A 26,948-nucleotide genomic window follows, 5' to 3' on the forward strand; every position below is an offset into this window, starting at 1 on the left:
TGTAAAATTTTAATACCTTACAATATTTTGTTATCTATAATAGGCCTAATTTCTTAAAGAATATTTGATTACGCATTTTTGCATCATCAATAACTTTTTTGAAACTCTTAATTTCAATATATGCATTATACGGTGGGTTATAACCAAAGTATCCCTGCTTATCTGGACTTATGGTAAGTCCTGTCAAATCTGCAAATTCCTTAATTTTTGGAACTATATCGCAAACAATGTATATGTAAACAGGTGTTACGCTTTTATCTACTATAACCTCTTCTAAACCTTCAGGCATCTCATATTTACCTTCAAGAATTTTACCTGCATATCGTAATGCTTGATTTATTGGATTTTCTTCATCAGGATAATTTGTGCGTTTAGGTCGTTTGAACTCAACAATTGCAATAGGAGATGTGATAGTGTTCTCTCCATTTCGATAAAATAGCCCACTTTCATAAAAAATAGCAAGGTCTGGTTCTTTGTGATCAGAACTAGAAATGACCTTATCAGAGGCAATATATTGGGTAAAGTTGAATCTTTCGTCAAGTAGCCACAAATTATGATCTTCATACTCGATTTCCCTATCATCCTTAATCATAGGAAAAATCAAGTTATGCATTTCACTTTCCTTGTGGGCTTTGCCGCTATCTATTCTTTTACGCAAGTCATCAAATAGTTCTATTATTCTACGTCTTTGGCAAACATAATGAGCCAAATCATTCTTTGCAGTTTCCGTTACATTTTTTAAGATTTCATTGACTTCATCTTCTAATGTACTATCACCACTATCGTCTTCTGTAGAGTATTTATCTTGTAACTCTTTCAATGCAATTCTCGCATTTTGCTCTTTGTCGAACTTTATCTTTTGGAAACGCATTTCCAAGTCAAAATCGGAAATACCGATGGGAATAGACTCCATGTCTACATCCTTTAACAAAGTCTTATTCCAGGGTGCTGTGGTATATACATAATGTTCTACTTTTTGCTTCTTATCATTATATCGTTTTTCGATATCATCAGAAAAATACTTTTTAATGATTAATGAAGTCGTTTTCATTATTTGTCTTTCAGATAAATCTGAGTATATATCATCTTCCTTGCCAAAATTGAAACCATCTCTTTCTGTTGTTACATTGTCATCAAGATATTTTCCTTGAACATACGCTTTTATCATATAGTTCTTTTGAGTGCCATTCTCTGTTATCTCAAACATCGTTTCTTTAAACTCGGGCACATAGTTATGCAATGCTGACTCTGTAACCTCTCTAAAATTTGCAGTTAGACAGATTTTATTTGTTATTGCAGAATAGTATATTTTATAAATTTTGACTACAAAATCCCATTCATTCTCACGACCTTTTATCGTAAAATTTTCTTCTTTACCTATCTGCTGAATATCGGAATTTTCTCCAATATAATCGTTCAGTACTATTGAATTGGAGTCGTCGTCTTCTTTAATCGTAATTATTGGAGTATATTTTCCTCCCGTAACAAAGAATACCAGCAAACGTTCCACAAGTTTTCTGGCAATAACTTCAAGTCCTTTATCCAAATCAAAAGACTTAATTGAAGATAGATGCAGAACTGTACCTGTATGTAAGTCGGGGTTGGATTTAAGATCTATTATTTGCTCATTCTCTATTATTTCATCTGCATGACCAAATGTAAAACTACGTTGTTTGTATTTATCGCCTTCACGAAAAACACTTTCAATAGAAACGTTATTAAAGTATTTTAGATACATAAATCGTCCAAAACCTTTTCCTCCTTTAGACATCTTAAATCCACTTCGATAGGTGTCAAAAGAGTCTTTGTTTTCCTCTGTAAAACCTATACCATTGTCAACTATATCTATTGATACAATATCAGACAGAGTATGAGTGTTGTCCAAATTTAAAGAACGCTGGCCAGTTCGTTTTACTATAATATCAATAACACCATCGGTTCTTTCAGGACCAATTGCGTCAATTGAATTACACACAGCTTCAATGACTGGTGTTAAACTTGTCGTTTTAGACTTAATATCCTTTACGATTCTATCAATATTAATCTTGCTCATCTCAAATTGATATTACATACCCTAATTTAGTACAAAGATAAGGCAATAAATCTCATTTCGGATGAATTATATAGGACTTTTTTAATTTGATGAGATGATTTTGAGGTCTTAACTTGAACAAATACATTCCCCCCCCATTATAATATTGAAAAAATATATACCTTTGCACCTATGAAAAAGCGTTCTTTTCAATAATGCAGAATAAGACAGATAAGAGAATTTTACTTGTTTCTAAATCGTTACCTGTCGTAAATTCAAAATCTGTAAATCGTTCGTTTTCAGCAAGGAAGAAGAACTGCTGTGCCTCGCCATGTGGAAGGTCAGATTCTTCTTGATGCCACAAATGTCGGCAATTTCTTTCAAATATGCGTTGGTTTTCTGATTCGTTAGGATGGGAAATAGTTTGCCGTCCCGATAGGTCTTATGACTGTACTTGGCGATGATATTCTTGGGAATGTCAAGAAGCAACACATTTGTTTCCACGCTTGTTTTCTGCCTTTTGGTCATAATCCACTGCTTGTCATCAAGCGTAACAATGTTGTCTGGTGTAAGGTTGGATACGTCGATATATGCCAGACCTGTGAAGCATGAAAAGATGAAAACATCCCTTACTAACTCCAAGCGTTGAATAGCAAATTCCTTGTTGGCTATCTTCATAATCTCCTCATCCGTGAGAAAACCTCGATTGACCGGCTCCAAGTGAAAACGGTGGTTGAGGAAGGGGTCGTGATACAAAACTCCCATTTTTTGTCCTAATATTGTTATGGTCTTGAAAGTTTTCATTGTCTTGGTTGCGGTATTGGGATTTTGCCCAACGACAGTACGAAGGTAGATATCAAATTCTCTAATAACCGTATATGTAAGCTCTGATAGTTTGATATCCGACCTTTTGTAATTCCTTTGGAGAAATTCCCTGAAGTGGCGTTCGCAGACATTATATTTTTGTAATGTTGCACTACTCGCAGAAATACCAACTTGTCGTGCTATATCGGTATTGTGCTTATCAAAGAGTTGCAACAGTGTATCAATGTCTTCTTTCTTACCCAGATATTCTGATTTGATGCGCTCTAGACATATATCGGGGTTGTCTTCTAATTTTCGATAGATACTCTGCAAGCCATTACGAATGTTGTCCAGTTCAAGATTTGTACTAAGAACGTCGGTTGTACGTCCTTTCAGTTTCTCATTCTCCTTGTCCCATAGTGATTGCTCTACCGCAATTCCTGTGGAGCCAAGTGAAAGACGTTCATTATTGAGATAGATTCTCAACATTACTGGTGTCTTTCCTTCCTTGTTGACATAGTTGCTTCTAAGATAGAAGGCGGTTCTAAAATTTGTCTTCATACTTGTTTTTTTTAATTGTAGCCAGAAATAGAGAAATTGTAGCCAGACGAAAAGGAAATTGTAGCCAAACGTCCATACTTTCAACTTCTGTAGCCCAGCTACAAAGTTCTACATAATTGTTTGAATAGCAGTAAAATACAAGTACTCTAAACGAACTCTCTACGAACTCTTGGCTACAATTTTTGTTTGCCTCAAAAAAATGTAGCCAGATTGTAGCCACAGGAGAGTATTTTGGGAGTATATACGACCTCTAAACGACCTCTGAAAAGTAAGATTTGTATAAAACAAAAGTATCGCAACTTATTGAAGTTACGATACTTACGGATTTTTGAAGTTTTTCTCAACTCTTTTTACAGAGTACTTCACGCGGAGAGAGAGGGATTCGAACCCCCGGCACCTCTCAGTGCGACGGTTTTCAAGACCGTTGTAATCGACCACTCTACCATCTCTCCTTGATTATCATCTTTGATGAGGTATCAGCCGAAAAGCGAGTGCAAAGGTAAGGGATTTCATAGAAACAAAAGAATAAAAACAAAAAAGAATGATGTAATTAAAATTTGTTAACAATTATTGGGTATCATGCACCAACCGCTGAATAGTCACAGGGGGTGGTAGGCGGATTCCAAAGGATTTCATCAGCAAGTGCAGAGGTTTCCTATCACTACTGTCCACGAAAATCTTTTAATAATCTCTTGAAACGCCTATAAATACAAGCTTGTAGGAGATAAAATAGACTCCCTACTTTTGAAAAGAGTATCTTTGCCACAAATTACAATTTGAAAGCAGATACTTATGAACAAAGGTCGATACGTATTTTCACAGCTGTGCGACTTTCTGCCGACAGACCATTTCAAATGGTTGATAAAAAAGTATGAAGGTAATAAATATGTGAAGAGTTTCACTTGTTGGAATCATCTGATGGTTCTTCTATTTGGTCAGTTGTCTAATCGTGAGGGATTACGAGACCTTATTGTAACCATCACTCCGTTCAAGTCAGCGTTCCACCATCTTGGTTTTGGAAAGAATGTCAGTAGAAGCAATTTGAGCAAGGCCAATGAAATACGCGAAGTCAAGATATTCCAAGAGTTTGCAGACAAGATGGTTTCCATAGCAAGAGAGAAACGAGGAGTCGTCAAGGACTTCTTCATATCGAACAATGTCTATGCGTTTGACTCCTCAACAATATCATTGTGCCTTTCTGTATACTGGTGGACTAAACTGCATCATGGGAAAGGAGGAGTGAAATTGCATGAACTGTATGACGTGAAGACAGACATTCCGACATTTTCTGTCATTACAGACGCTTCAGTTCACGATTCTCAAGTGATGGAGCTAATTCCCTATGAGAAAGAGAGTTTCTATATATTTGACAGAGCGTATATGGCAACTAGGAAACTTTATATAATAGAAGGAGCAGAAGCTTACTTTGTCGTGAGAGAGAAGCATAAAATGCCGTTTGAGGTCATAGAGGATAAAGAATACAACAACCCTTCATCTGGAATTATGGCTGACCAAATTATACGTTTCAAGGGATACAAGACTAAGAAGCAATATCCAAATAAACTTCGACGAGTGGTATTCTATGACTATGATGGTAATAGGACATTTGTATTTTACACGAACAATTTTGAAATTACAGCGGAACAGGTTGCTATGCTTTACAAATACAGATGGAGAGTAGAACTGTTCTTCAAATGGCTGAAGCAACATCTGCGCATCAAAGAGTTTTATGGAACCTCGGAGAATGCTGTAAAAATACAAATCTATGCAGCTATCATTGCATATTGTCTTGTCGTTATCGTACAAGAATGTATGGGGCTAAAGCTTCAAACCTATGATGTTCTAAGAATTTTAAGCACGGCATTGTTGACAAAAATGCCATTGTGTGACTTGCTCATTGAACAGAAAGAGGAAGAATTTACTGAAGGAAAAAACCTGCAGCTCTGCCTCAATTTTGATGGGTAACTATCAATTTGTTACTTTTTGAAATGTTAAAGGGTTTTCGTGGACAGTAGTGGTTTCCTATATTTGGGCGACTTCCATGTTCTGCTTGCATAGCGAAGCTCTGGCATAATGGGAAATATCGTTTGTCGCCATCAAGAATGAAACGGCGTACGAGGAGTGAGGATGATCCGCGGGCTCTCCCCTACTCTTTCAATTCCTCCAGGTAATAACTGATGCGGCCGCCAGAATCACCAATTTCTGCTTCTGCGTGGTACCAACTCACAATCTGCAACTTGAAATAACGCTTGCCGTCGGCCGTGCGTACGACGTAGGTGTGAAAAGAAGGAGTGTAGACGGGGGGCGGAGCTAAAAAGGCAACGGCGTTGGCCAGGATGGGATTGGCACTCGTATAGGTGGTGGCCGGTCCGCTGTTGGGATCGAACCAAGGGTGTTCGTCGACGTCGAGATTGTGGGTTACGCAATGATGTATCCAGTCTTTCTTTGAGTAGGTGACCGACACGGTGGAATCATCTACCGCCCATGTCAAATTCCTGGGCAGCTGGCCCGCCGTCATCCACTTGTCATACTTGCCGTAGCCCAAGTCGGCCGCTCCTCCCTTTCCTATTCCCGATGTGCCGCTGTTGGTGCGCAAACGGTGTCCGCAGAAAGCCAAGTCCCAGTCGGTACGGTGGTACTGTTCGCCCTCGCTGATATCCTGGTTGGGTGCGGTGCGGTTGAACACCTGTCCCGTACGCAGATTGAAGTACATCCAATCGTTGGTGACGCCTGTGTTGTAACCGGTGATGCGGGGCAGCGTATGTCCCGTGAACTCCTCGGCATCGTACCGCACGCACGAACCGAGGAGGGTAAGCGTGAGAAGTAGGACTATATAATTTTTCATCGTTTTCGTTTCAGAGATTTTACGAGTTGGTCGACCAAGAATTCCACCTGCACATAACCGCGTGCGCCACAGGTTCCGGGCACGTTGAACAGGGTGACACCCGAACCTAAGGTACTGGGCTTGTAGTTAAAGAGGTTGTCGATGCCCAAGGTCACTTTGGCTTGGTTCCAGAACGTTTGCACCACCGACAGGTTGCAGATGACGTAGGCGGGAAGCGTGCAGCGGAAGTAGGCATCGTAACTTTTTTGCTGGCTGCCCACCCAGATGCGGTCTTGCACATCAAAGCGTTTCTCTCCCATGAAAGAAGCACTGAAGATGGCTTTCAACCGATAGTTGGGCTTGTTCAGCGTGTAGTCTAAACTGCCTGTCGCCGCATGGGGCGAGGTGGTGTTGAGCTGCAAACCCTCCAGCTTGCTGACGTTGACGTAGCTGTAAGTTCCATTGAAGGTGAAGCGCTGCGCGAAATTCCATTTCAAGATGGTTTCGAGTCCCACGAACCGCTGGTTGGTGAGATTGGTGTACTCAAAGTTGTACTGCAAGTCGTAGATGCGCCACACTCCTTCTATCTTCTTTCTGAAAAAGTTGGTGTAGGCGTTGACGTTAACAAACACCTTGCCGTCACTATACTCAGTTCCCAAGGCGATATAGTGGTTTTTCTCTGGTTTTAGCTGATCGTTTCCCCGTATTTGGAACATCCCCATGTGGTCCCAATTGAAAAACAACTCCTTGATGCTGGGTGCTCGGTAACCCATGGAGTAGTTGGCTCGCAAGGCCCAATGGTCATCGGGCGAATACTTGGCTGCAATCTTTGGCATCCACATCAGTCCGAAGGCTTTTGAGAAATTGCTGCGCACACCCGTTGACATCATCCACTTACTGTTCACCTGCCATTCGTCTTGCACGAAATACTCGGTTTCGTGCAAGGCGCGCGTCGTCATGCGTCGGTTCACAAAACGGTCGCTGGTGAGGTTGTCGGTGACATGCTCCACACCCAAAATCAAATCATGATTGGGAAAGTAGTTGCTGGTGATGCTCAGTCGCGGCTCAAAGATGGTGCTTCTATACACCTTCTTGCGCAAGTTCATGCGCTCGTGTCGCTTGAACCGATCGTAGAAGTCGCCGTGCAGACTTAAATGAATACTGAACCAATTCTTGACATTGTAGCGAAACTTCAGTCCGGCCATGTAGTCACGGCTTTGCGAGAAGTTCATGTCCTGCAACAAGTCATACGAGTTCATGAAAAAAGCCGACCCATAGAGCTGCAGCGACAAGTGCTTGGACGGTTCGTAATACAGCTTCTGCGCCACCGACAAATGTTCTTTTCCCTCAATGCCCAAGGGTGGACGGTCGGCTGATGAAACAAGCGTGGTGTCGTGTGGTAAGAAGGGATTGGCCTCCTTCGTGTAGGTCTTGCTGTCGTGTTTGGCTTGGTACAGGTAAAAAGCATCCGACGAGCTGTACCACACGTCGGTTTGCGTTGTCCACGCCCCTTGTTTTGCTCCAGCCGAGAGCCACGCTTGCAGATTAGGTCGGTCGGCGTTTTTCTCGAACATATATGGAAAATCGGTCGGCGAAGGGTTCTTGTAGTTGCGTTGGTTCATCTGTCCCCAGCGCAAGCCGGCCCTTACATCCAGCGGTCGGTCGGCTTTCTTGGAGATAAGATTGATGACTGCCCCCGATGCCCTACTGCCATAAAGGGTGCTGCTGGCTCCCTTCACGATTTCAATGCGGTCGATGGCATGCAGGTTGAATCGTTCGTAGTCCAAGTTGCCCGCCATCTCGCCCGTCATCCGCTCACCGTCTTGCAAGAACAGTACATGACGAGCATCAAGTCCCTGCATGGAGATGTCGTTGCCGAAGGCCACTTTCTGGATGTTCAGTCCCGGTGTTTCCTGCTGCAAGGCGTGCTGCAGATCGCTGTATCCCGCATCGATGAGCTGTTTTCCACCCAGGACTTGTGTCGTCACGGCCGACAACTTGATGGGGCGTTCCGTTCGCGAACCCGTCACCACCACGTCGTGCAGATGCAAAACATCCTCATGCAGGATGATGCTCACCACCGTGTCATGAGGTTGTATGTCGCCTTTTCGGGGAACATAGCCAATGGCCGATACTTCATAATAAAGTGTTTTAGGCGTTTCGGTACGAATGTAGGCATTGCCCAGGCGGTCGGTCACGGTATGGGTGGCGCCGGCCATAGCTCTATTGCCAGCCACGGTGACACGTGCCGCTTCGATGGATTGCCTTGTTCCCTCTTGGTGTACGGTGAAGCGAAGGGTGTGTTGGGCCTTGACCGGGGTACAACAGAGAAAGGCGAGAAGCAGCGACTGGATAAAGAGTTTGGTGTTTACTATGTTTGTTCTAATCATCTTTGAGGCTTACCGTTGGGCAGACCATGAGCTACAGCTCACCCTTCTGCTTTTTATAAGCCACCAGGTCGGCTTGATATTGTTTCATTTCCTCATCTAATCTATCAATGCGGTGTTTTTCCACTTTCTGCAAGAAACAATCGGAGTACACGTTCATCATGTTAAAGTTGATGTTCATGTTGATTTCGTGGGTCAACACATTGTAATATCCTTTGATGATGGCTCCCTGCTTTTGATCCAGCGGTTTACTTTCTCGATCAGCGGTTTTTGACAGTCCGTCCATGCCATAAATCTTGACCCATCCGCTGCCTTTGTATTCTTTTTGCTCCCACGAATTGAGCGTGTACAAGCGGGCTTTTGACTGAAAGTTGATGATGAACGGCATGTTGGCGACATGGAAATCAATCAGCCGAATCTCCACCTCGTCACCCTGCCAAGTGAAACTGAATTTTGTGGGGCACCCCGTTTCCAGTCGTGTCATGTCCACGTCACCGATAAAAGTTCTTGTAGACAACACCACGTTGCCCGACAGCACCTCTTTAGTCTGCGCGGTGTATTCGTTGCTCACCGAAGCCAACTGCAAATCGTCGTCACTGTGACAGGAAGACAGGGTTATCATCAAGATGCTGATGAGGAAGCTGAGTGGCGCATGTTTTTGGATAAATGGATTCATCGTCTATATTTTTTGTGGTTGGAGAAATAAGGTACGGGAGTTAAGGGGGGTAATGGGGGGAGTTAACGGGAGTTAAGGGAATCTCCGGCCAACTCCCATTTCTACACGAGGGACTGGTTATTTTCCTCCGTGTTGTTTTTCCTTCTCCTTGGCTTCTTTGAATTTTTTCATGAATTCTTGCAGCTCAGCATCATAGTTCTTGAGTCTGTTCTTGTCAACCACCTGACGACCACACTTTGCAATCATAGGCATGGTCTTGCCCATGTTGAAATCCATGGTGAACTCAATCTCGCGCGACTTTACATTGTAATATCCCTTCACCGTGGCGCCGCTGCCCTTTTTGTAATCACCTACTGGCGTTCCCGGCATGGCCAAGCAGCCGTCGGTGCCAGTAATCTTCATCCAGCCATCGCCCTTCGGTGCGTCTTTGTCACCGGCTTTCACATCCTCGAGCATCGTACGACAGCCGAAGTTGATGGCAAATGGCATCGACCCAATTTTCAAGTTGTTCAATAAAATAACGAGCACATCCTTGTCCCATGTCAGCTTGTATTTCGCCGGACATCCTTCGGGCAAACGAGTGATGTTAAAATCATTCATGAAAGCCGCCGTGGAGAGTACCACCTCGCCATTGAGATGAGCCTTGGCCAACTCGATATTAGACACTTTGGTTTCTTCTTCATCATTGTCGCACGACGAAAATCCCAGAACAGCAAACGCCATTAAACAAACTGCTGCGAAAACATTTCTCATTTTCATAACGTATTAAACATAGGTGAGTCCTATAAATTAGCTCGGTCTGACACATGCCTTTTCATCTTCTTGAAAGAACACAAGCAGAACAAAAACGTAACCCACATCATTTTTTATTGAATTTGAATAATTCAGGGGTGGTAATTTATAAAACCCACCTTGGTTTGTTAGTAAATGCTTCTTTTGATTCGTTGGCAAAGGTAGAAAGATTTTTAAAACTGCACAATCCTCATTTATATGGAAAATAAAGCAGGAAAAAGCCGCACGCCAACCCTTCTATCTTCAGCCGAATGGTACCGAATCAGGTTGAGCAGGTTAACTGCAATCATCTGGTGTTGTATGACAGACAGTAAATAACACTCTCCTAACAATCTGATTCATAACAACATACAAGCATGTACAAACTCTTTGACTTTGGCCTTCAAAGTCCATCAGTTTGGCCTGCAATTGCAAATCATTAACAATCCAAATACAAAGATGTTGTTTCACCCTTCCAATTTGTTATGAAAACAAAGAAAAATGATTGCTTTTGGCAATCAACAACTTTTTATCATAAAAAAAAATCGAGACATACTTTCACGGCTCTTTCATTAAAAAAACAATAAATTTTATTTTTTTAAACAGCGCAGATGAAATCAACAACGAAATAAACAGAAAACGCGAAAATTTGCAAGTGATGTAAAGGAACTAAAGAACGTAGACGTTCTGGCGAAAAAAGCTAAAATCAATGCATTGTAACCTCTCTCCGTTGTTTCGTCAAAAGTGAAAGGCTGCAACGCTGTTTTTCGTTTTTTTTTAGATTGAACGGGACGTTCTTTCGTGAAATGTCTTTTGCGGCAATGTTTTTTTAGATTCTTTTGTGTCTTTCGTTGTTAAAAATCATGGTTTTCATCTCCATATTTCTTCCACAAAACTTGTTTATTTTATGAATAATTGCTATTTTCGCATTAACAACTACAGAAAAATGTAGATTTGCACACTTTTCTGCACTTAAAAATGTAAATAATGGAAATACGAAGAGACATCATAGACACCTTGAGGAGGTGGAAGGAAAAAACGGACAGGAAACCAATTCTATTAAAGGGAGCAAGGCAGATTGGCAAGACATGGGCAATGGAAGCGTTTGGCAAGGAGGAATTTGACTATTGCGCCAAGTTCGATTTTGATCGTCAGCCAGAGTTAAGGTCTGTCTTTCAAACGTCCAAAAGTCCGGAGAGAATTCTGAAAGAGCTTTCGCTGTATACGGAGGTTCCCATTGTGGCAGGTAAGACGCTGATTATCTTCGATGAGATTCAGGAGTGCGAGGAGGCATTGAACAGCCTAAAATACTTCTATGAAGATGCGCCAGCGTACCATGTCATTGCCGCTGGCAGTCTGCTTGGCGTAGCGGTGAAGAGGCGCAGCATGACGGTGCCGGTAGGCAAGGTGAGCATCGTGCGTATGTACCCCATCACGTTCCGGGAGTTTCTGCGTGCTGCCGATGAGAAAACGTTTAGCTATGTAGAAAATCTGCATGATGCCAGTCACCTGCCTGAAATTGTCCTCAACAAGTTGAAAACAGAGTACAGGCGTTACCTCGTGTGCGGTGGTATGCCCGAGGCGGCCATCAGCCTTCTTGGCAACAAAGGCATGGAGGCTGTGGAGAAGGTGCAGCAAGACATTCTTGACCTCTACGAACTTGACTTTGCCAAGTACGCTACGCCGAGGGAGATTCCACGCATCCATGCCATCTGGCGCTCGCTGCCCTCGCAACTTGCCAAGGAGAACCGAAAGTTCATCTTCAAGATAGTAAAACCAGGCGCAAGGTCAAAGGACTATGAAGACGCGCTGCTTTGGCTGGAGGATGCTGGAATGATTTACAGGGTGTTCAACATTACCAAGCCCGGACTTCCTATTTCAGCCTACGCAGATCCGTCGGTTTTCAAGGTATATGCTTGTGATTGCGGGTTGCTTCGCCGACTGGCACGGCTTCCTGCCACTGTCATCCTGAATGCCAATGCCAACTATACGGAATTTAAGGGCAGTATGGCAGAGAACGCTATCTTGCAGTCGCTCATGCCGTTGTTGAACGATGACATTCCGTACTACTGGTCGCCCGACAGTCGTGCGGAGATAGAATTCGTTATCCAATGGGGTGAGCGTATCATACCGATAGAGGTAAAGGCAGAAAATTGTGTGAGTGGCAGAAGCCTATCTGTCTATAACGAGCGATACCACCCACAGGAACGTATCCGTTTCTCTTTTCTCAATCTACAGTACAACGAGGGATTGCTCAGTTGTCCTTCACCCTTAGCAGATTGGTTTTATAGGCTTTTGCCGAATGAATAAGAAACCGGGGTTTGCCCCACTAATGAAAGGTAATGACGGTAAAAGAGTGACGAGCGAGGTGGTGATTGTACCCGATGCAACCGATATTGCCCATCCTACCACCGACGCACCTACTCCCAAGGACGGCGTTTATACCCTCGACGGGGTGTATCTCGGCACCCACGTTGAGAGCTTGCCACGAGGTGTGTACATCGTTGGTGGCAAGAAGGTAATCAAAAATTAAGGCCGATAACAAAAGAAAAGAGGGTGTATCATAACTTGTGCGTATGATACACCCTCACTTTATGTACTATCTCTTTGGCTTAGATGATAAGCTTAAAAGCTATCAAAGCCAATACGCTGAAGCCAGCATCCATCATTTTAATCGTTGCTGTGGCAGCGATGCTTATATCTCCCAGCCAATGGCACTGGCTCCCAACACGGCGGCCGATGAACCATCAAGCCCACTAATCAAGAACTTGGCCTTGTCTTTAAATATCTTCAGTACATGCTTGTCGTAGCTTTCCTTCAAAGGCTTCATCAGCAGATCGCCAGCCTTCGTCAAGCCACCGAAGAAGATAAATGCCTCGGGAGAAGAGAAAGCGGCAAAGTTGGCGCAAGCCTCACCGAGCATTTCGCCCGTCATTTGATAAACGTGCTGCGACAGCTTGTCACCCTTACCTGCGGCAATGCTCACATCCAATGACGTAATGTCTTCCGGAATCATGTCGCGCAAGATAGAGGGTTCTTCGGTTGTTTCGAGCAATTCACGGGCCGTGCGGGCAACACCGGTGGCCGAGCAATAAGCCTCCAAGCAGCCGAAGCGACCGCAACCACACGAACGTCCGTTCTCACGACGCACCACAACGTGTCCCAGCTCGCCAGCGAATCCATCGCTGCCATACACCAACTGACCATTCACAACGATGCCCGAGCCGACACCCGTACCGAGGGTGATGACGATAAAATTCTTCATACCGCGCGCCACGCCATAGGTCATCTCACCGATAGCTGCCGCATTGGCGTCGTTGGTGAGTGCCACGGGGATGCCCAACTTATCGGAGAACAGCTTGGCCAAAGGCACAATGCCATTGTGTCCCCAGCTAAGGTTGGGTGCAAACTCGATGGTTCCGTTATAGAAGTTGCCGTTGGGTGCACCGATACCCATAGCTTTAATCTTGTCGATGCCGCCCACTTGGTCTATGATCAACTGCAAAGCCTCAATGGAAGCGTCTACATAGTCGTCTACGTTGTCATATCCTTGCGTCTTGATGGATGTGGTGGCCTTGATGTCACCGCGGCTGTCAACGATGCCGAAGACAGAGTTGGTTCCACCTAAGTCTAAACCGATTACATACGGTTTCAATTCAGAAACTGCTTTCATGTGATGTTTTCGTTTTTATTATAAGTTAGTATAGAAATCGTTTACTACCTCCCTTTGCGGGCGTGGATGCGTGTGGGCTCTCGGCTATATCAGCGTTGCACCCTTCTGCTTGCACGAGATATGCCATGCCCTTTCGCACGCAGACGAACCCTATCGGGAAGACCTAATGAGGGGTTCTTACACGTTTCGCAAAGGTATTAAAAAACTTGTATAACACAAACTTTAGCATCATAAATTTGTGCATCTCGCATAATTTTCGCAATTTTGCATACATTATGCCGTTTGAGTTTCACATTGATATCATCGACCAAATATGGAAGGGCATCATCATCGGAGTGATTGCTTCGGGACTGATGGGTCCCGTGGGTGTGTTGTGCGTTCAGCGAACGTTAAACAAGGGACGTTGGTATGGCTTGGTAACAGGCTTTGGCGCCACATGCTCTGACATCATTTACGCACTGCTCACGGGCTTTGGCATGAGTTTTGTGATGGATTTGATTACCAACCCCAAGAATCTTTTTGTTTTGCAGATATTGGGCAGCATACTGTTGTTGCTTTTCGGCATTTACAGTTTTCGCAACAACCCCACAAAGCACATGCACGTTAGCGGCAAAACGAAGGGTACATACCTGTACAACGGCATCACGGCTTTCTGGTTAACGTTTTTAAATCCACTCATCATTCTGCTGTTTATCGCCATGTATGCGCAGTTTAAGTTTGTCGTCCCCGACCATCCAGTCGAGATGGTGAGCGGCTACTTGGGCATCTTTGGCGGCGCCTTGCTGTGGTGGTACGGTTTGACTTGGGTTATCGACAAGGTGCGTGGCAAGTTTGACAACAACGGCATCGTGATTATCAACAAGATTATTGGAAGCATCGTCATCGTGTGCTCCATCATCATCCTCATCGGTACGGTGTTCAATCTTTACACCTTCCACTATTAGCCTGTTATTGTCAAACCGCTGACTGGCACGGCAAGCCGATGCCGTTTCACTTGGAAACGCCGAAGCACCCCACCGAATATTCAACCTCTTAATACAACATCAAACGTGTATATCTCACAACAACTACGCAAAAAGAGCATCGCCGAATACATATTATATATGTGGCAGGTAGAAGACATCATCCGCGTGTACGAATGTTCGCTGTCGCGCATCCGCCGCGAATACATCAGTCAGTTCGACTACACGGACGAACAGAAGGAAGAAATGGTAGACTGGTACGGCAACCTCATTCGCATGATGAACGAGGAAGGCAAACGACAGGGCGGACACCTGCAAATCAATCAGGTCATCGTCACCGACCTCATTGACCTGCACCGCAGACTGCTGCAAAGTACCAAGTTTCCCTTCTACTCGGCACAGTATTACAAGGTGCTGCCGTTTATCGTAGAACTAAGGCGTAAAGGCGAACACGAGGAAGACGAGATACAGGTATGCCTCAACGCCTTGTACGGCGTGATGCTGCTGCGGTTGCAACAGAAGGAGATATCGCCCGACACCACACATGCCATTCAGGAGATAACTACCTTCATCGGCATGCTGTCTGATTATTATATTAAGGATCGCAACGAAGGACTTCAATTTGAGGAGGATTAAAACTATGAACATACTCATTACAGGCTGCAACGGCCAACTGGGAAACGAAATGCAGGTGCTGCAGAAGGATTATCCAGAGCACCACTGGTTCAACACCGACGTCAACGAACTGGACATCACCGACAGCGACGCCATCAACAGGTTCGTGGAAGAACACGAAATCGATGGTATCGTGAACTGCGCCGCCTACACGGCCGTGGACAAGGCGGAGAGCAACAAGCGATTGGCAACGGCTCTCAACGCCGAAGCACCAACTTACCTGGCTGTTGCAATGGCTAAGCGCGACGGATGGATGGTGCAAATCAGCACCGACTATGTATTTGATGGCACGCAACACACGCCTTACATCGAGACCGACACCCCCTGCCCCAACAGCGTGTATGGAGCCACCAAGTTGGCTGGTGAGGTGGCTGTGGCGAAGATATGTCCAAAACATGTCATCATCCGCACGGCTTGGCTCTACTCTACTTTCGGCAACAATTTCGTTAAGACGATGTTGCGACTGGGCCAAGAGAAACAGCAGCTGGGCGTAATCTTCGACCAGATAGGCACACCCACCTACGCTCACGACCTGGCTCTGGCCATCATGACCATCATCGACAAGGGCATCGTGCCGGGCATCTATCACTTTTCCAACGAGGGAGTCACGAGCTGGTACGACTTCACCAAGGCCATTCACCGCATTGCCGGCATCACCACCTGTCACGTCAAGCCGCTGCACACCGCTGAATATCCCACACCGGCTCAACGACCTGCTTACAGCGTGTTGGACAAGACAAAAATCAAGGAAACCTTTGGCATCGAAATCCCTCATTGGGAAGAGAGCCTCACGAAGTGCATGCATACGAAATAACGATTTATGAACGAAATACAACGCAGGCGAACCTTCGCCATCATCTCACACCCCGACGCAGGTAAAACCACCCTCACCGAAAAGTTCTTGCTCTTCGGTGGACAGATTCAAGTGGCCGGAGCGGTCAAGAACAACAAAATTAAGAAAACGGCCACCAGCGACTGGATGGACATCGAGAAACAAAGAGGTATCTCGGTATCTACCTCGGTCATGGAGTTTGATTATGAGGGCTACAAGGTCAATATTCTCGACACGCCGGGCCACCAAGACTTTGCTGAGGACACTTACCGCACGCTCACGGCCGTTGACTCGGCGATCATCGTGGTCGATTCGGCCAAAGGTGTGGAGGCACAAACCCGAAAGTTGATGGAGGTGTGCCGCATGCGCAAGACGCCGGTCATCATCTTCATCAACAAGATGGATCGTGAGGGACGTGATCCATTCGACGTGCTGGACGAACTGGAGAAAGAACTCCAAATCAAGGTGCGCCCACTGAGTTGGCCCATCGGACAAGGAAGAAAGTTCAAAGGCGTGTACAACATCTACGAACAGCAGCTCAACCTCTTCACACCCAACAAACAACGAGTGACCGAGAAGGTGGAGGTAGACATCCAAAGCGAAGAACTGGACAAACAGGTGGGCGAACAAGAGGCCGCCCAACTGCGTGATGACCTCGAACTGGTTGACGGCGTGTACCCTGCTTTTGACAAGCAGACTTACCTATCGGCTGAGGTGGCACCAGTGTTCTTTGGCTCGGCACTCAACAACTTCGGTGTTCAGGAACTGCTCAACTGTTTTGTAGAGATTGCGCCAAGCCCCAAACCCACACAGGCAGAAGAACGCATCATCCGCCCCGAAGAGCCCAAGTTCACGGGATTCATCTTCAAAATCACGGCCAACATCGACCCTAACCATCGATCGTGCATTGCCTTCTGCAAGGTATGCTCGGGCAAGTTTGTGCGCAATCAGCCTTATCTGCACGTGCGCAACGGCAAAACGGTACGCTTCTCGTCGCCCACCCAGTTTATGGCGCAGCGCAAGAGTACCATCGACGAAGCCTACCCCGGCGACATCGTGGGCCTGCCAGACAACGGCATCTTCAAGATTGGTGACACGCTGACCGAGGGCGAAGAGATTCACTTCAAGGGACTGCCATCGTTCTCACCCGAGATGTTCAAATACATCGAGAACGAAGACCCCATGAAGTCAAAACAGCTCAACAAAGGCATCGAGCAGCTCATGGACGAGGGTGTGGCACAGTTGTTCATCAACCAGTTCAACCAACGCAAGATTATCGGCACCGTAGGACAACTGCAATTCGAGGTGATTCAATACCGACTGGAGAACGAGTACAATGCCAAGTGCCGATGGGAACCGGTTCGACTGTACAAGGCTTGCTGGATAGAAGCCGACAACCAGGAGGAACTGGAAAACTTCAAGAAGCGCAAATACCAATACATGGCCAAGGATCGACAGGGACGCGACGTGTTCCTGGCCGACTCAAGCTACATGCTGAGCATGGCCCAGCAAGACTTCAAGCACATCAAATTCCACTTTACCAGCGAATTTTGATAAACGGGAATCTCCGTTCACGCTCATGGGAGAAAGACATCTGGGCTGAGAAATATTGACCTACCTCATTGATTTCTCAGCCCCTATTCTTGCCGTTTGAAATATTATTCGTACATTTGCATCATCGCACTCGCCAGCAATGGTTAGGCGAGACATACATTGAAAAAACAAAACCACTAACCATAGCACCCAGGCAGATGCCTACCCTGCAAGTGAGTTTCTCACCAGATGGTCGGGCCGTGGTGCTCAATTCAAACATTGATATTATGCTTGGAACACCGGAAATTGTACTCATCGTACTTGTTGTTCTTCTCCTGTTTGGAGGAAAGAAAATCCCTGAGCTGATGAAAGGCTTGGGCAAAGGAGTGAAAAGTTTCAAAGATGGCGTAAACGGCATCGAGAAAGACCTCGATCCAGACCAACAAACCAACGACACAGAGACGAAGAAATAAGACGACAGCCGCCTTTCTTACACTCCCCTATCCCACCACATTAGGAAGGGATTGACACACCACCCATGGAGGGTTTCATGATGGAAGAAGATTTAGAACTCACCTTCTGGGAACATTTGGACGTGCTTCGTGGCACGCTCATACGCATTATTGCCGTAGCCCTCATCTGTGGCATCGCGGCATTCATGTTCAAGGAAGAGCTTTTTAACATTGTACTGGCACCCAAGGACAGCCAGTTCGTGACGTATCGCCTGCTGGGCGTAGAGCCGTTCAACATCCAACTGGTGAACATCGGGCTCACCGAGCAGTTCATGATACACATGAAGACGGCGCTCTGCTTCGGAGTCTTGTGCGCCTCACCTTACATCTTGTACGTGTTGTACAAGTTCATCTCACCCGCTCTGTACCAGCGCGAACAACGCTATGCCCTCAAGATTGTGGGCAGCGGGTACGTCATGTTCATCATTGGCATTCTCATCAATTATTATCTCATCTTCCCCCTCACGGTTCGCTTTTTAGGTACCTACCAGGTCAGCAATGAAGTGCAAACCATGCTGTCGCTTCAGTCGTACATGGATACGATGCTCATGTTGAGCTTGGTGTTTGGCATTGTGTTTGAGATTCCCGTTATCAGCTGGCTATTGGCCATCTTCGGATTGCTGCGGGCCGAATGGATGTCTAAATACCGTCGACATGCCATTGTCGCCATTCTCATCCTTGCGGCCATCGTCACACCCACGGCCGACGTGTTCACTCTGCTCATCGTCTCTCTGCCTATTTGGATGCTGTACGAAGTGAGTATCGTGATTGTGAGGATGACCAATCTTGGCGATTCCAACCAAGCCGAAGAGGCTGTCTCCTCAACTGAAGAAGAAGATAACGACTAACGCCAGCCACATCTATACATTGGTGCGTATCCTGTGCGATTCATCATCAAATATTTCCACTGCTGACTGTTGCCCACTTTTGGTCATCAGTCATCAGTGGATTTTTTTATTCATCCTTCAGAGATGCCCAGAACAATCAATGTTCCTCCACGCACCGCTCCGTCAGACATTTTTAACGAAGCGTTTTCCGTGGCACAACAGGTGGACGATACTGAATGTGCATCTTGCCCATCAAAGTCATGGGTGGAATCATTTTCTACAACCCTGAATTTTACATCCTTTCCATCAAACGGCATGCCGTATGTTTTTTCGCTCGACCGTTGGTAAGCCGGACGCGGATCAAGGGAGAGAACCTCTTTCAAAGTGCGCAACTTGTCAGGCGTGAACTGGCGCGCCACCTCATCGGGAATCACCACCTCCAACCGCTGAATCTTCGACAAATCGGTAAACCCGCTTCGGGCTTCCGGATGACAGTCGGCATAAGGAACGTAGGGTTTGATGTCGTAGATGGGCGTCCCATCCATCAAGTCGGCCCCCAACACATGCAACACAGGTCCCTGCGGTGTGTCCCACTCCACCCGCTCCAGCAACACCGATGACAGACCAATGGGGTTTGGTCGGAAGGGTGAACGACTGGCAAACACGCCTACCTTCTGGTTTCCGCCCAACACGGGCGGGCGCACCAACAGACTGTCCGACTGATGTGGATTGGCGTTGAACTGCCAAATGAGCCACAGATAGTCAAAACCCTCGATGCCCCGCAAGGCATCAGCTTGGCGATAGGCTGGCTCAAAGACAATCGTGCCGTGCAAACCAGCAGCCAGTCCGCTCTGCTTGGGAATGCCAAACTAGGACGTAAATGGTGAGTGAAAATAAGCAATGGGATGAAAAGACACGTCACAGTCGGCCACCGGCTCCCCGACAGGTGCCGAATCGACAGCACCGATATCGCCGCATGATTCCTGCAAGGATTCGTCTAATCGTTGATGATGATTGGTCATGTTTTCAGCTTAATTCGTCGTTCAGCATTGTTTTGCCCATGTCATTCACAGCCAACAATGCCGTGGTGTCCCAATTCAAAAGCGTGTTGTAAAAATAAAGAATCTCATCACCCATCAGCCTATCAATATACTATGAAATGTATTGTAACTTACTATTTTATGCGCAAAAATAAGCATTCAACCATACGAAACCAAGAAAAACGTATGAAATATCTGTAACAAACCTAAAAATGATACTTTTTTTTCCAACAATTAGTCTTCACCAAACCGATTGTGCCACTCCCCATGCAATGCCCCGATTCGCCCTCTCTGCAAAAGCAGCAAATCTTTGATGCTTCAGCCAAAAGCAAAGCCAACCGTGGCGGGTTGGCTTTGCATTATTTCTGGGCGGTTTTTAAATCTGCTTTGTTGTAGCACCGCCCTTCAGAGAATCCTCGAGCAACTGAGAATAGCCACGATGGCTGCCAGAAGCAAAAGTACGTTCGTCACGAGGCGCAGTCGCACGTTCCATTGTTCGATACGCCCAGTCCAATGGCCCTCCCGTGATGCTCTTCAATTTTCGTTGTAAGGCAGTTTGTCTTGCGAGGTGAGCATGCCCAGGATGGCGGTGGCGATGGTGATGATGAGCTTGAATATAAGTTTCCAATTGATGCGTTTCATAGTGATTATTTTTTTTCTAAAAACTCCTCCCCACCACTGGGGCGGGGAGGATGGAAGATTTAAGGTTTCGGATTGGGATCTACGTTTTCCTCCGCCTTTCCTTCGGCGGTTTTCTTCGTGTCCACGGGGTTCTTGGGAGCCTCCTGAACCTTGAGACCGTCGAGGAACTTGCGGTTGCGCTTCTTGCCCTTGCCGCCGCCACCCGTCATCTCAGGAAGGAAGTTCACGCGATAGTTCACCACATTGCTGGTCACGTTAAAATCGGCTGCCTTATCGGCAGGCTTAGTTCTTAGTCCTATTTTAAACGAACCAAATCCGTTGAGTTTCACCACGCGACTCTGTTGCAATTCGTCTTGCATCACCTCTACCAACTCGGCCAGTACGGCCACCACGTCACTGCGCTTCACGGTACAGTTGCGCTGAATGCGTTCGGCCAGAGCATCGGTTTCGATCACTTGTGGATGAATGGCGCGGGCATACCACTTGCCTTTGGTTGAAGAAGTAACTCTCTTGTCTTGATACAGTTTATACATTACTGCCATAATAATTTGTGTGTTTTAAATGATTGATTATTAATTCTCGGCTGTGTGTTTTTCATGGTACGCAGTTTCCTGTTCGATGCCGGCTTATCGTCTGGGTTACCGCTTCCTGGATTGATTGTCTGCCGAATCAGTCTCTCTGACTGACGATGCAAAGATACGACAGAATAAAAGCGAAAACAAGAAACATTGATAGGCATCAAAGGAGCAAAATGAAGAATGTAACGCTAATCCCAATTAGAAAGGCAAAGTGCGAATATAAGAAAAGTTCGCACTCAACATTTTAGGGCAGTTCTATAAATTACCGCCGTAAAGTTTTTGTATGTTGGCCTGTTTACGTTTTGCCAAATTTCACTACTAACTTCGAGTTAAAGGCTGGTTCTATAAATTACCACCGCACATAGTCATCAAATGTTTATGAAATACGTTTTGTTATCTTTTGGCTTCTTTTTGGTTCAAAATGTAAGTTCATTCAGTCGTGTAGCTCGCTACACTCCTTCACTCTCTTGCATTTTGACCTCAAAAATAAGCTCAAAATCTAACAAAGCTAATTTATAGAACCAGCCTAAATTGTAAGTGTACAAAAGAGTTAGACGAACATAACGACCAGGCTTGTTGCCGGCACCGTTGTGATTGTTCCTCGGGCGTTTGTTGTATTCCTTCTCTATCCTGCCCCAGGGAAAGTGGTCGGCCAGCTTGACCCAGCGGTTGGATTTGCTCAATCCCGAAAGTGACTCCTGAAGTTCACACAGGTCGTGACTGCGATATTGTGAGTAATATTTCATCTCGATTCTTGAATGTTTTAACATCCAAGGTAGTCATTTTGGGCGAATTGACCAAATTTTATACAGCATAAATAGTTAATTGTCAGATAGTTATAGTTAATTAGCAGACCCTATTTAATACGCTAATAGTGGGTTACCAAAATTTTCTTCTGTGTGAAAAACCACGAAAACGGAATAATGAGTTGAAAGATATGGTATAAGTGGACTGTGGCGTTTTGCGACCATAATATGCAGCAGAATTGATTTGTGAAGAAACAATCATCGAATCATTTCCGTTTTGTACTCCTTTGGTGAATAAGTTCATAATCTCGTACTTATTCCCGAAATTGGCGTTGGGCTGCATCATAATATCCGATACGACCTGTCGGATAGAGCGAGGATATACTATAAAGGTGTTTTCTGCATTACAAGTAATATCCTTAAACTCGCTGCTTCCGAAGAATACGATAACGGAATAAATCGGTATGCCCGGATTTTGCGGCAAACATTGTCTACAGGAACCTGTCCCCCTGTTTCTTTCCCCTGTTTTTATAGGATATATTTTGAAAGAGATGAATGATGAGTTTTATATGCTAACAAACAAATGCACCATAAACTCTCGACCTCGCAACGGCAATACGGAGCGATAGGTGTTGATGCCGGCGTTTGGGGCTACGACATACGACTTCGAGTTGAGCACATTGGCGAAGCTTCCTCCAATAGCCCACGACTTGTTGATGGTGTAGCGGACGGAGCCGTCGATGAAGGTGCTTGATTTATAATCTTCGGTGGCAATCTCGTTGGTGATGCTCTGCATTTTTGCCTTTATCTCAACGCTCTTTATTGGAAATAGCGAGAGGGAGGCATTGGCGACGAGTGACTTTAGGGTGCTGGAATTGCTGATGTCGTTTCGCTCCCAATAGGCATTGCCTGTGGCATCGACTGTAATTCGCAACCATTTCAGTTTCTGATATATCGACTCAACGTGAACGGCAAATATGTTGGAATGGTTGGTCGTTGTCTGTTGCGATTGCGAAAGCATATAACTGTTTTGGGAGTATGAGAATTCCGTCTTCAGCGACAATCCGATGTCAGTGAATGACTTGTCGGCTGACAATATAGCCATAAATGAGTGGCGATTGTTTGTGCCCTCGACTTCGGTTATCACGTTGTAGTCGGATGTATATTCGTAGTTGTTGTAGGTTTCCGCTTTCTCGTGGGTATATAGAACTGTGAGATTGGCGAAAAACATGTTGACCAAGTCTCGATATCTTAGCGACAGCGATGCCCGACTATTGACATTCCTGTAAATGTTGTTGCTCGGAATGACTATTGATCGATAACCAGTAAAGTATTGACATGGTGAATAGTATGGTAAGACATTGTCGCTAGGGGTAAGCGAAGCTGACATCGTTGCGCTGAAACTGTTGGAAAACTTGTGGCGCAGGGTGGCAGTTGACGACATCCACCAATAAGAGCGAGACTTGCCGACAAAGTCGTTGCCACTAATGCTTACGTGGGAATATTCGATGGGCAGAGCCAAGGATATGCCGCCCTTGTCGCTAAACCTCAGATAATAACTTGGGAGAACGGATAGCTTGAGCTGCTTGCGGTGCATGTTGGAAACAATCTCGTAGCTGTTATCGCGATAATAAACCTTTGCATCTATGTCGAGATTGTTGTTGAAGAGAGGAACATTCGTCGACAGGAGGTTCTTTATCATCATGGACTTTGAGACGAGCGACTCGCGGAGATTGTATATTGCGAAGGAGTCGCTACTGTTGTCCAAAGATTCCTTTCGGTCGTAATAGCGGAAAAGTGTTTTCGCACGCAATACCAGTCTGCCCAACAGGAACGATGAGTTCAAGTAGTTTTGCAGGTAAGCGGGACGGCTATATGTGCGTTCGGCAATGGATGCACCTCGACTGCCAATCAACGACGAAAGTGTTGAGCGATTGATGGAATAGCGCAGCTCGTCCGACAAGAATGTTTCCTTTGAGTTCAACTCATATTTCATGATTGGCATCAGCGCAAAGGTTTTTCTCTTGTAGGATTTGCTCTCGCTGATAGTTAGTGGATAGTCGCCGCCGTAAGTGTTGCTTATCTCATTGCTGCTCGTTGAATGGTCGCCATAATAGACGATGTTGCAACGGAATGTGGAATTGTCGGTCAACTTCTTCAGCCAGTTCAATCCTGCCGAATACGACTTGTTGAGGAGATACCTCTCCTGCGGCAATGATTCCTCCACCATTTCGGTTGAGAGAGCCTTTAGCATCTGTGGCTCGTAGGCATCAATGTCCGTCATGTCGATATGCTCTTTCGTATCTGTCGAGATGTCCGTTCCCGTGTTGTTCATCTTTCCCGATATAAGCAGTTGACTGCCATCCATTATCTGGGTGAGAAAGAGATTGTTATCCCACCTGTCAGGATTGATGCCTGCCCCTGCCTGTATCTCGCCGAAGAGCCTTGACTTGTGCTTATTGTCTAGCTTTATGTTCAGTGCGGCGCGGTCGGATATCTGCCTGCCTTCAAGCATCTTAACGGGTTGGTGGTTCTCTATCACCTCCACACTCTTCACAGCCTCTATCGGCATGTTGCGAGTGGCTTGGTTGTAGCTGCTGCCCATCAAGTCAAGTCCCTCAATATAGAACTTGTTGATAGCCTTTCCTTGCACCGAAACCGCCCCGTCGCTCGACACCTTCACTCCAGGCAACTTCTTCAACACGTCTTCAAGGTGGCGGTCACCATCCTTTGCAAACGAACTGACATTGTACACCAGCGTATCGCTCTTCGCCCTTATTGGCGGCACTTTGACTACGACTTCCTTTATTTGCGTCTCCGTTTGCTGCAACAATATTGTGTTGATGCCCGACTGACTGCATCTGCTCGCACTTAGCTTTTTCTTCGCATAACCCATGAGAGAGAACTCCAACATGTCGTTTTGGGCAGAGGCTACGGATAGCCTGCCGCCATTGCCGGAAATGGCATAGCGGTACATCTTGCCCTGCGACGAATATACTCGACACGTCACGCTGACAAGTGGTTTCTGTGTTGTCGAATCTTTCACCACAAACTCCAGTTTGCCCGTCTGCGCAATGGCTGTCGCAAAGCCAATAGCAAAAAAGAGAATGATGGCGAAGGCTCTACTGATGCTGCTATTCAAGTTCTATGGGATTATAAGGTTTGGAGTTTACGCTAGCTCTCGTCTCAGCATCCACCTTGATAGTTCCGTCGGAAGTGAGTGCTCCTACGGGGTCGGCACAGTAGTTCTTGTAGATTTTCCTCACCTTTTCGCGGCTAGTCTTTATTATGTCGCTCTTTGTCCAAAAATAAATAGGTGTTGAAGTGGTCGCCTTTTCCAGTCCTACCAGTGTGAAGATGAAGTTGTCTTGAGTATCAACGACCTTGAATATCAGTCCCGGCAGTCCGTTGAACTTGTAAGGGCCATAAGGCATATTTACTTCTGGCGCATACCAAGCCGTGTATGTCCTTCCGAAGAGCGTTGTTTTCGCCTTGTTGCATTTATATCCCGCTATGGTTGAGTCGCCTTCGAGCAATTCCCATTCCAGCTTTGGGCAGTCCTCACTGTATTGGTACTTTTGCTTCAGTCCAGCCGTGCGCTGTATCGTCTCCTTGTCTTTTTGCTTGTCGATGATGATGCTTTCCCGGAATTGTTTCTTTTTCATAACGCTTAGCATCATCGGACCCGTCTGGATTATCGGAAGATTCTCCTTTGCCGTCACGTCAATCAGCGAGTCAAACTGAAGCTCGTAATAGTCGCAAAAGCGATTATATCTCTCGCCAACTTGCAACACAGTCAGTCCCTCCCTTTTCGTGTCGGGATAGGCTGCATCTTTGGCGTACTTGTAGTCATAGGTCACCACATACTGCGCCGTCTCCAATATCTTCTTTGCTATCGTATCGCTCTTAGGCGGATTCTTCAGCTGAGAGAAGTCAATGGTTTGAGCTTCTGTAGTATCGATAATCGAAAAAAATAATAAAATAAGTAATATAAATTTATTCATAATTATCTACGGCAAAGAGAATGTTGGACACTCCAAAAGAAGGTCCGACACTCTCTAAATTAAATTATTCGTCACAAAGTACAAGGTTTATTTGTTCAATCTGTTTGCTATTGTCTCCATACGCTAGTTATTTTAGTTCACCCTTGATTCCGCACCACTATTATAAATTAAACTTTTTAAGTACCAGAGCAACAAAAAGCTGCTCAGGATTTTGCTATGTCATATTTTTCACTTATCTTAGTGTTGCAAAAAAACAAGAGAATCCGACGATAGACATAGCGAAGATACAAATTAAATCTGAGAGACTCACTCCTTTTGGGGGATTATTTTCGGGTCATGGAGCAATTTGACTCCACATTATCATCTGTAATCGACTCAACCCTCAGTCTAAGGTGTAGATCGTTCCATTTCATGGCACGTTTTCTCGCCATGGCAGAGCTTAAATAAACTTAGCTCTGCTCATCTGGCTTAACGAAAACCTTCGTTTCCATCAGAAGGACACGCTGAAGAGGTTCTTTGAGAGATTTGAACAGAATGGGCTCACTATCAATCGCTTCAGAGCTGATTGTGGATCATGTTCCGAGGAAATCGTGGAGGAAATAGAAAAACACTGCAAGTCCTTCTATATCCGTGCTAACCGCTATGCCGTTCGATACGCCATCGCAAGCGAAAAAATCGCAGAAAAAACCCCGACTTTCAAAGTCATTGGCAGTCAACCATTTGCAAACCACCGACTGTTTGACGTATTTCGAGTGAAGACCAACTTACTTTCAAATCCGAGAAAATTTAAAGGCCTTTTGTCAATATAATTAACCCTTTTTTGATGCTTCACTAACGAAGTACGGGATGAGCGCGACCTTGCCAAGGTA

22 protein-coding genes, 1 tRNA gene and 2 pseudogenes are annotated in these 26,948 nt (G+C 45.5%); 11 read left to right on the forward strand and 14 right to left on the reverse strand.

Features of this window, described 5'->3' with window-relative positions:
- Positions 1-34 precede the first annotated feature (34 nt).
- The 3 genes from NQ518_RS04225 to NQ518_RS04235 all read right to left on the reverse strand — a co-directional run bounded on the left by NQ518_RS04225 (position 35) and on the right by NQ518_RS04235 (position 3,849).
- Entirely contained in the window at positions 35-2,053 is a 2,019-nt protein-coding gene (locus NQ518_RS04225; protein WP_227208520.1) for an ATP-binding protein, read from the reverse strand.
- Positions 2,054-2,284: 231 nt separating this feature from the next.
- Positions 2,285-3,397, reverse strand: coding sequence for a site-specific integrase (locus NQ518_RS04230; protein WP_227208518.1), 1,113 nt, complete (start codon positions 3,395-3,397; stop codon positions 2,285-2,287).
- A gap of 367 nt (positions 3,398-3,764) precedes the next feature.
- Positions 3,765-3,849: transfer RNA gene (locus tag NQ518_RS04235), tRNA-Ser, on the reverse strand.
- Between the two features lie 340 nt (positions 3,850-4,189).
- Here NQ518_RS04235 and NQ518_RS04240 point away from each other — a divergent pair.
- Positions 4,190-5,362: an IS4 family transposase gene (locus tag NQ518_RS04240; protein ID WP_227208630.1), complete on the forward strand. Its 1,173-nt coding sequence runs from the start codon at positions 4,190-4,192 to the stop codon at positions 5,360-5,362.
- A 181-nt stretch (positions 5,363-5,543) separates the two neighbouring features.
- Here the strand turns inward: NQ518_RS04240 and NQ518_RS04245 are convergent, their stop codons facing one another.
- From NQ518_RS04245 to NQ518_RS04260, 4 genes are all read right to left on the reverse strand, one after another.
- Positions 5,544-6,242, reverse strand: a complete 699-nt coding sequence (locus NQ518_RS04245; protein ID WP_227208126.1) for an HmuY family protein — start codon at positions 6,240-6,242, stop codon at positions 5,544-5,546.
- A complete protein-coding gene (locus NQ518_RS04250; protein WP_227208124.1) occupies positions 6,239-8,611 on the reverse strand; it encodes a TonB-dependent receptor plug domain-containing protein in 2,373 nt (790 codons plus the stop codon). Before NQ518_RS04250 ends, NQ518_RS04245 begins: the two co-directional genes overlap by 4 nt.
- A 31-nt stretch (positions 8,612-8,642) precedes the next feature.
- Positions 8,643-9,284: a DUF4903 family protein gene (locus NQ518_RS04255; protein WP_227960779.1), complete on the reverse strand. Its 642-nt coding sequence runs from the start codon at positions 9,282-9,284 to the stop codon at positions 8,643-8,645.
- A 117-nt stretch (positions 9,285-9,401) separates the two neighbouring features.
- The gene (locus NQ518_RS04260; protein WP_260107758.1) at positions 9,402-10,037 is read right to left on the reverse strand and encodes a DUF4903 domain-containing protein; all 636 of its coding nucleotides are present in this window, start codon (positions 10,035-10,037) and stop codon (positions 9,402-9,404) included.
- A gap of 1,005 nt (positions 10,038-11,042) precedes the next feature.
- On the opposite strand from NQ518_RS04260, the gene NQ518_RS04265 reads away from it, so the two are divergent.
- Together NQ518_RS04265 and NQ518_RS04270 are read left to right on the forward strand one after the other, a co-directional pair.
- Positions 11,043-12,365 carry an ATP-binding protein gene (locus tag NQ518_RS04265; RefSeq protein ID WP_227208118.1) on the forward strand — a complete coding sequence of 441 codons (1,323 nt, stop codon included), beginning with the start codon at positions 11,043-11,045 and terminating at the stop codon, positions 12,363-12,365.
- On the forward strand, positions 12,358-12,588 hold the full coding sequence (locus tag NQ518_RS04270) for a hypothetical protein (protein ID WP_227960777.1): 231 nt from the start codon (positions 12,358-12,360) through the stop codon (positions 12,586-12,588). The genes NQ518_RS04265 and NQ518_RS04270 overlap by 8 nt, the downstream gene beginning before the upstream one ends.
- A 162-nt stretch (positions 12,589-12,750) precedes the next feature.
- Here NQ518_RS04270 and NQ518_RS04275 read toward each other — a convergent pair whose 3' ends face one another.
- Positions 12,751-13,728, reverse strand: a complete 978-nt coding sequence (locus NQ518_RS04275; protein ID WP_227208114.1) for an ROK family protein — start codon at positions 13,726-13,728, stop codon at positions 12,751-12,753.
- A gap of 275 nt (positions 13,729-14,003) precedes the next feature.
- On the opposite strand from NQ518_RS04275, the gene NQ518_RS04280 reads away from it, so the two are divergent.
- The 6 genes from NQ518_RS04280 (at position 14,004) to tatC (ending at position 19,090) form a co-directional block, all read left to right on the forward strand.
- Positions 14,004-14,672, forward strand: a complete 669-nt coding sequence (locus NQ518_RS04280) for a LysE family translocator (protein WP_227208112.1) — start codon at positions 14,004-14,006, stop codon at positions 14,670-14,672.
- Positions 14,673-14,777: 105 nt separating this feature from the next.
- The gene (locus tag NQ518_RS04285; RefSeq protein ID WP_102697167.1) at positions 14,778-15,326 is read left to right on the forward strand and encodes a DUF4924 family protein; all 549 of its coding nucleotides are present in this window, start codon (positions 14,778-14,780) and stop codon (positions 15,324-15,326) included.
- 4 nt (positions 15,327-15,330) lie between these two features.
- Positions 15,331-16,179: a dTDP-4-dehydrorhamnose reductase gene (gene rfbD, locus NQ518_RS04290; RefSeq protein ID WP_227960776.1), complete on the forward strand. Its 849-nt coding sequence runs from the start codon at positions 15,331-15,333 to the stop codon at positions 16,177-16,179.
- A gap of 6 nt (positions 16,180-16,185) precedes the next feature.
- Complete coding sequence (locus tag NQ518_RS04295) at positions 16,186-17,751, forward strand: peptide chain release factor 3 (RefSeq protein WP_227960774.1); 1,566 nt, start codon at positions 16,186-16,188, stop codon at positions 17,749-17,751.
- A gap of 266 nt (positions 17,752-18,017) precedes the next feature.
- Positions 18,018-18,203 carry a Sec-independent protein translocase subunit TatA/TatB gene (locus NQ518_RS04300; RefSeq protein ID WP_102697309.1) on the forward strand — a complete coding sequence of 62 codons (186 nt, stop codon included), beginning with the start codon at positions 18,018-18,020 and terminating at the stop codon, positions 18,201-18,203.
- Between the two features lie 77 nt (positions 18,204-18,280).
- On the forward strand, positions 18,281-19,090 hold the full coding sequence (tatC, locus tag NQ518_RS04305) for a twin-arginine translocase subunit TatC (RefSeq protein WP_374211134.1): 810 nt from the start codon (positions 18,281-18,283) through the stop codon (positions 19,088-19,090).
- 260 nt (positions 19,091-19,350) lie between these two features.
- Here tatC and tsaA read toward each other — a convergent pair.
- Positions 19,351-19,932, reverse strand: a pseudogene (tsaA, locus tag NQ518_RS04310) (tRNA (N6-threonylcarbamoyladenosine(37)-N6)-methyltransferase TrmO); the annotation flags it as partial.
- Positions 19,933-19,949: 17 nt separating this feature from the next.
- On the opposite strand from tsaA, the gene NQ518_RS04315 reads away from it, so the two are divergent.
- Complete coding sequence (locus NQ518_RS04315) at positions 19,950-20,183, forward strand: hypothetical protein (RefSeq protein ID WP_227962470.1); 234 nt, start codon at positions 19,950-19,952, stop codon at positions 20,181-20,183.
- A 460-nt stretch (positions 20,184-20,643) separates the two neighbouring features.
- Here NQ518_RS04315 and NQ518_RS04320 read toward each other — a convergent pair whose 3' ends face one another.
- The 5 genes from NQ518_RS04320 to NQ518_RS04340 form a co-directional block, all read right to left on the reverse strand.
- On the reverse strand, positions 20,644-20,751 hold the full coding sequence (locus NQ518_RS04320) for a smalltalk protein (RefSeq protein WP_227960772.1): 108 nt from the start codon (positions 20,749-20,751) through the stop codon (positions 20,644-20,646).
- Positions 20,752-20,810: 59 nt separating this feature from the next.
- Positions 20,811-21,293, reverse strand: coding sequence for an HU family DNA-binding protein (locus NQ518_RS04325; protein ID WP_004348259.1), 483 nt, complete (start codon positions 21,291-21,293; stop codon positions 20,811-20,813).
- 485 nt (positions 21,294-21,778) lie between these two features.
- Complete coding sequence (locus tag NQ518_RS04330; RefSeq protein ID WP_227960770.1) at positions 21,779-22,075, reverse strand: hypothetical protein; 297 nt, start codon at positions 22,073-22,075, stop codon at positions 21,779-21,781.
- 565 nt (positions 22,076-22,640) lie between these two features.
- Positions 22,641-25,217 (reverse strand): Plug domain-containing protein, encoded by a 2,577-nt coding sequence (locus NQ518_RS04335; protein ID WP_227960768.1) that lies wholly within the window; start codon positions 25,215-25,217, stop codon positions 22,641-22,643.
- On the reverse strand, positions 25,210-26,079 hold the full coding sequence (locus tag NQ518_RS04340) for a GLPGLI family protein (RefSeq protein WP_227207487.1): 870 nt from the start codon (positions 26,077-26,079) through the stop codon (positions 25,210-25,212). The genes NQ518_RS04335 and NQ518_RS04340 overlap by 8 nt, the downstream gene beginning before the upstream one ends.
- Positions 26,080-26,354: 275 nt before the next feature.
- Between NQ518_RS04340 and NQ518_RS04345 the strand changes: the two are divergent.
- Positions 26,355-26,735: pseudogene (locus tag NQ518_RS04345) on the forward strand (hypothetical protein); the annotation flags it as partial.
- Between the last annotated feature and the right edge of the window lie 213 nt (positions 26,736-26,948).

The sequence above is a fragment of the Hoylesella buccalis ATCC 35310 genome (assembly GCF_025151385.1).
GTDB lineage: Bacteria > Bacteroidota > Bacteroidia > Bacteroidales > Bacteroidaceae > Prevotella > Prevotella buccalis.

What these genes read in the sequence shown, in the direction of transcription:
- NQ518_RS04225 (WP_227208520.1), bottom strand. Translation starts at nt 2,053, where the DNA reads ATGAGCAAGATTAATATTGATAGAATCGTAAAGGATATTAAGTCTAAA.
- NQ518_RS04230 (WP_227208518.1), bottom strand. Translation starts at nt 3,397, where the DNA reads ATGAAGACAAATTTTAGAACCGCCTTCTATCTTAGAAGCAACTATGTC.
- NQ518_RS04240 (WP_227208630.1), top strand. Translation starts at nt 4,190, where the DNA reads ATGAACAAAGGTCGATACGTATTTTCACAGCTGTGCGACTTTCTGCCG.
- NQ518_RS04245 (WP_227208126.1), bottom strand. Translation starts at nt 6,242, where the DNA reads ATGAAAAATTATATAGTCCTACTTCTCACGCTTACCCTCCTCGGTTCG.
- NQ518_RS04250 (WP_227208124.1), bottom strand. Translation starts at nt 8,611, where the DNA reads ATGATTAGAACAAACATAGTAAACACCAAACTCTTTATCCAGTCGCTG.
- NQ518_RS04255 (WP_227960779.1), bottom strand. Translation starts at nt 9,284, where the DNA reads ATGAATCCATTTATCCAAAAACATGCGCCACTCAGCTTCCTCATCAGC.
- NQ518_RS04260 (WP_260107758.1), bottom strand. Translation starts at nt 10,037, where the DNA reads ATGAGAAATGTTTTCGCAGCAGTTTGTTTAATGGCGTTTGCTGTTCTG.
- NQ518_RS04265 (WP_227208118.1), top strand. Translation starts at nt 11,043, where the DNA reads ATGGAAATACGAAGAGACATCATAGACACCTTGAGGAGGTGGAAGGAA.
- NQ518_RS04270 (WP_227960777.1), top strand. Translation starts at nt 12,358, where the DNA reads ATGAATAAGAAACCGGGGTTTGCCCCACTAATGAAAGGTAATGACGGT.
- NQ518_RS04275 (WP_227208114.1), bottom strand. Translation starts at nt 13,728, where the DNA reads ATGAAAGCAGTTTCTGAATTGAAACCGTATGTAATCGGTTTAGACTTA.
- NQ518_RS04280 (WP_227208112.1), top strand. Translation starts at nt 14,004, where the DNA reads ATGCCGTTTGAGTTTCACATTGATATCATCGACCAAATATGGAAGGGC.
- rfbD (WP_227960776.1), top strand. Translation starts at nt 15,331, where the DNA reads ATGAACATACTCATTACAGGCTGCAACGGCCAACTGGGAAACGAAATG.
- NQ518_RS04295 (WP_227960774.1), top strand. Translation starts at nt 16,186, where the DNA reads ATGAACGAAATACAACGCAGGCGAACCTTCGCCATCATCTCACACCCC.
- NQ518_RS04300 (WP_102697309.1), top strand. Translation starts at nt 18,018, where the DNA reads ATGCTTGGAACACCGGAAATTGTACTCATCGTACTTGTTGTTCTTCTC.
- tatC (WP_374211134.1), top strand. Translation starts at nt 18,281, where the DNA reads ATGATGGAAGAAGATTTAGAACTCACCTTCTGGGAACATTTGGACGTG.
- NQ518_RS04315 (WP_227962470.1), top strand. Translation starts at nt 19,950, where the DNA reads ATGGTGAGTGAAAATAAGCAATGGGATGAAAAGACACGTCACAGTCGG.
- NQ518_RS04320 (WP_227960772.1), bottom strand. Translation starts at nt 20,751, where the DNA reads ATGAAACGCATCAATTGGAAACTTATATTCAAGCTCATCATCACCATC.
- NQ518_RS04325 (WP_004348259.1), bottom strand. Translation starts at nt 21,293, where the DNA reads ATGGCAGTAATGTATAAACTGTATCAAGACAAGAGAGTTACTTCTTCA.
- NQ518_RS04330 (WP_227960770.1), bottom strand. Translation starts at nt 22,075, where the DNA reads ATGAAATATTACTCACAATATCGCAGTCACGACCTGTGTGAACTTCAG.
- NQ518_RS04340 (WP_227207487.1), bottom strand. Translation starts at nt 26,079, where the DNA reads ATGAATAAATTTATATTACTTATTTTATTATTTTTTTCGATTATCGAT.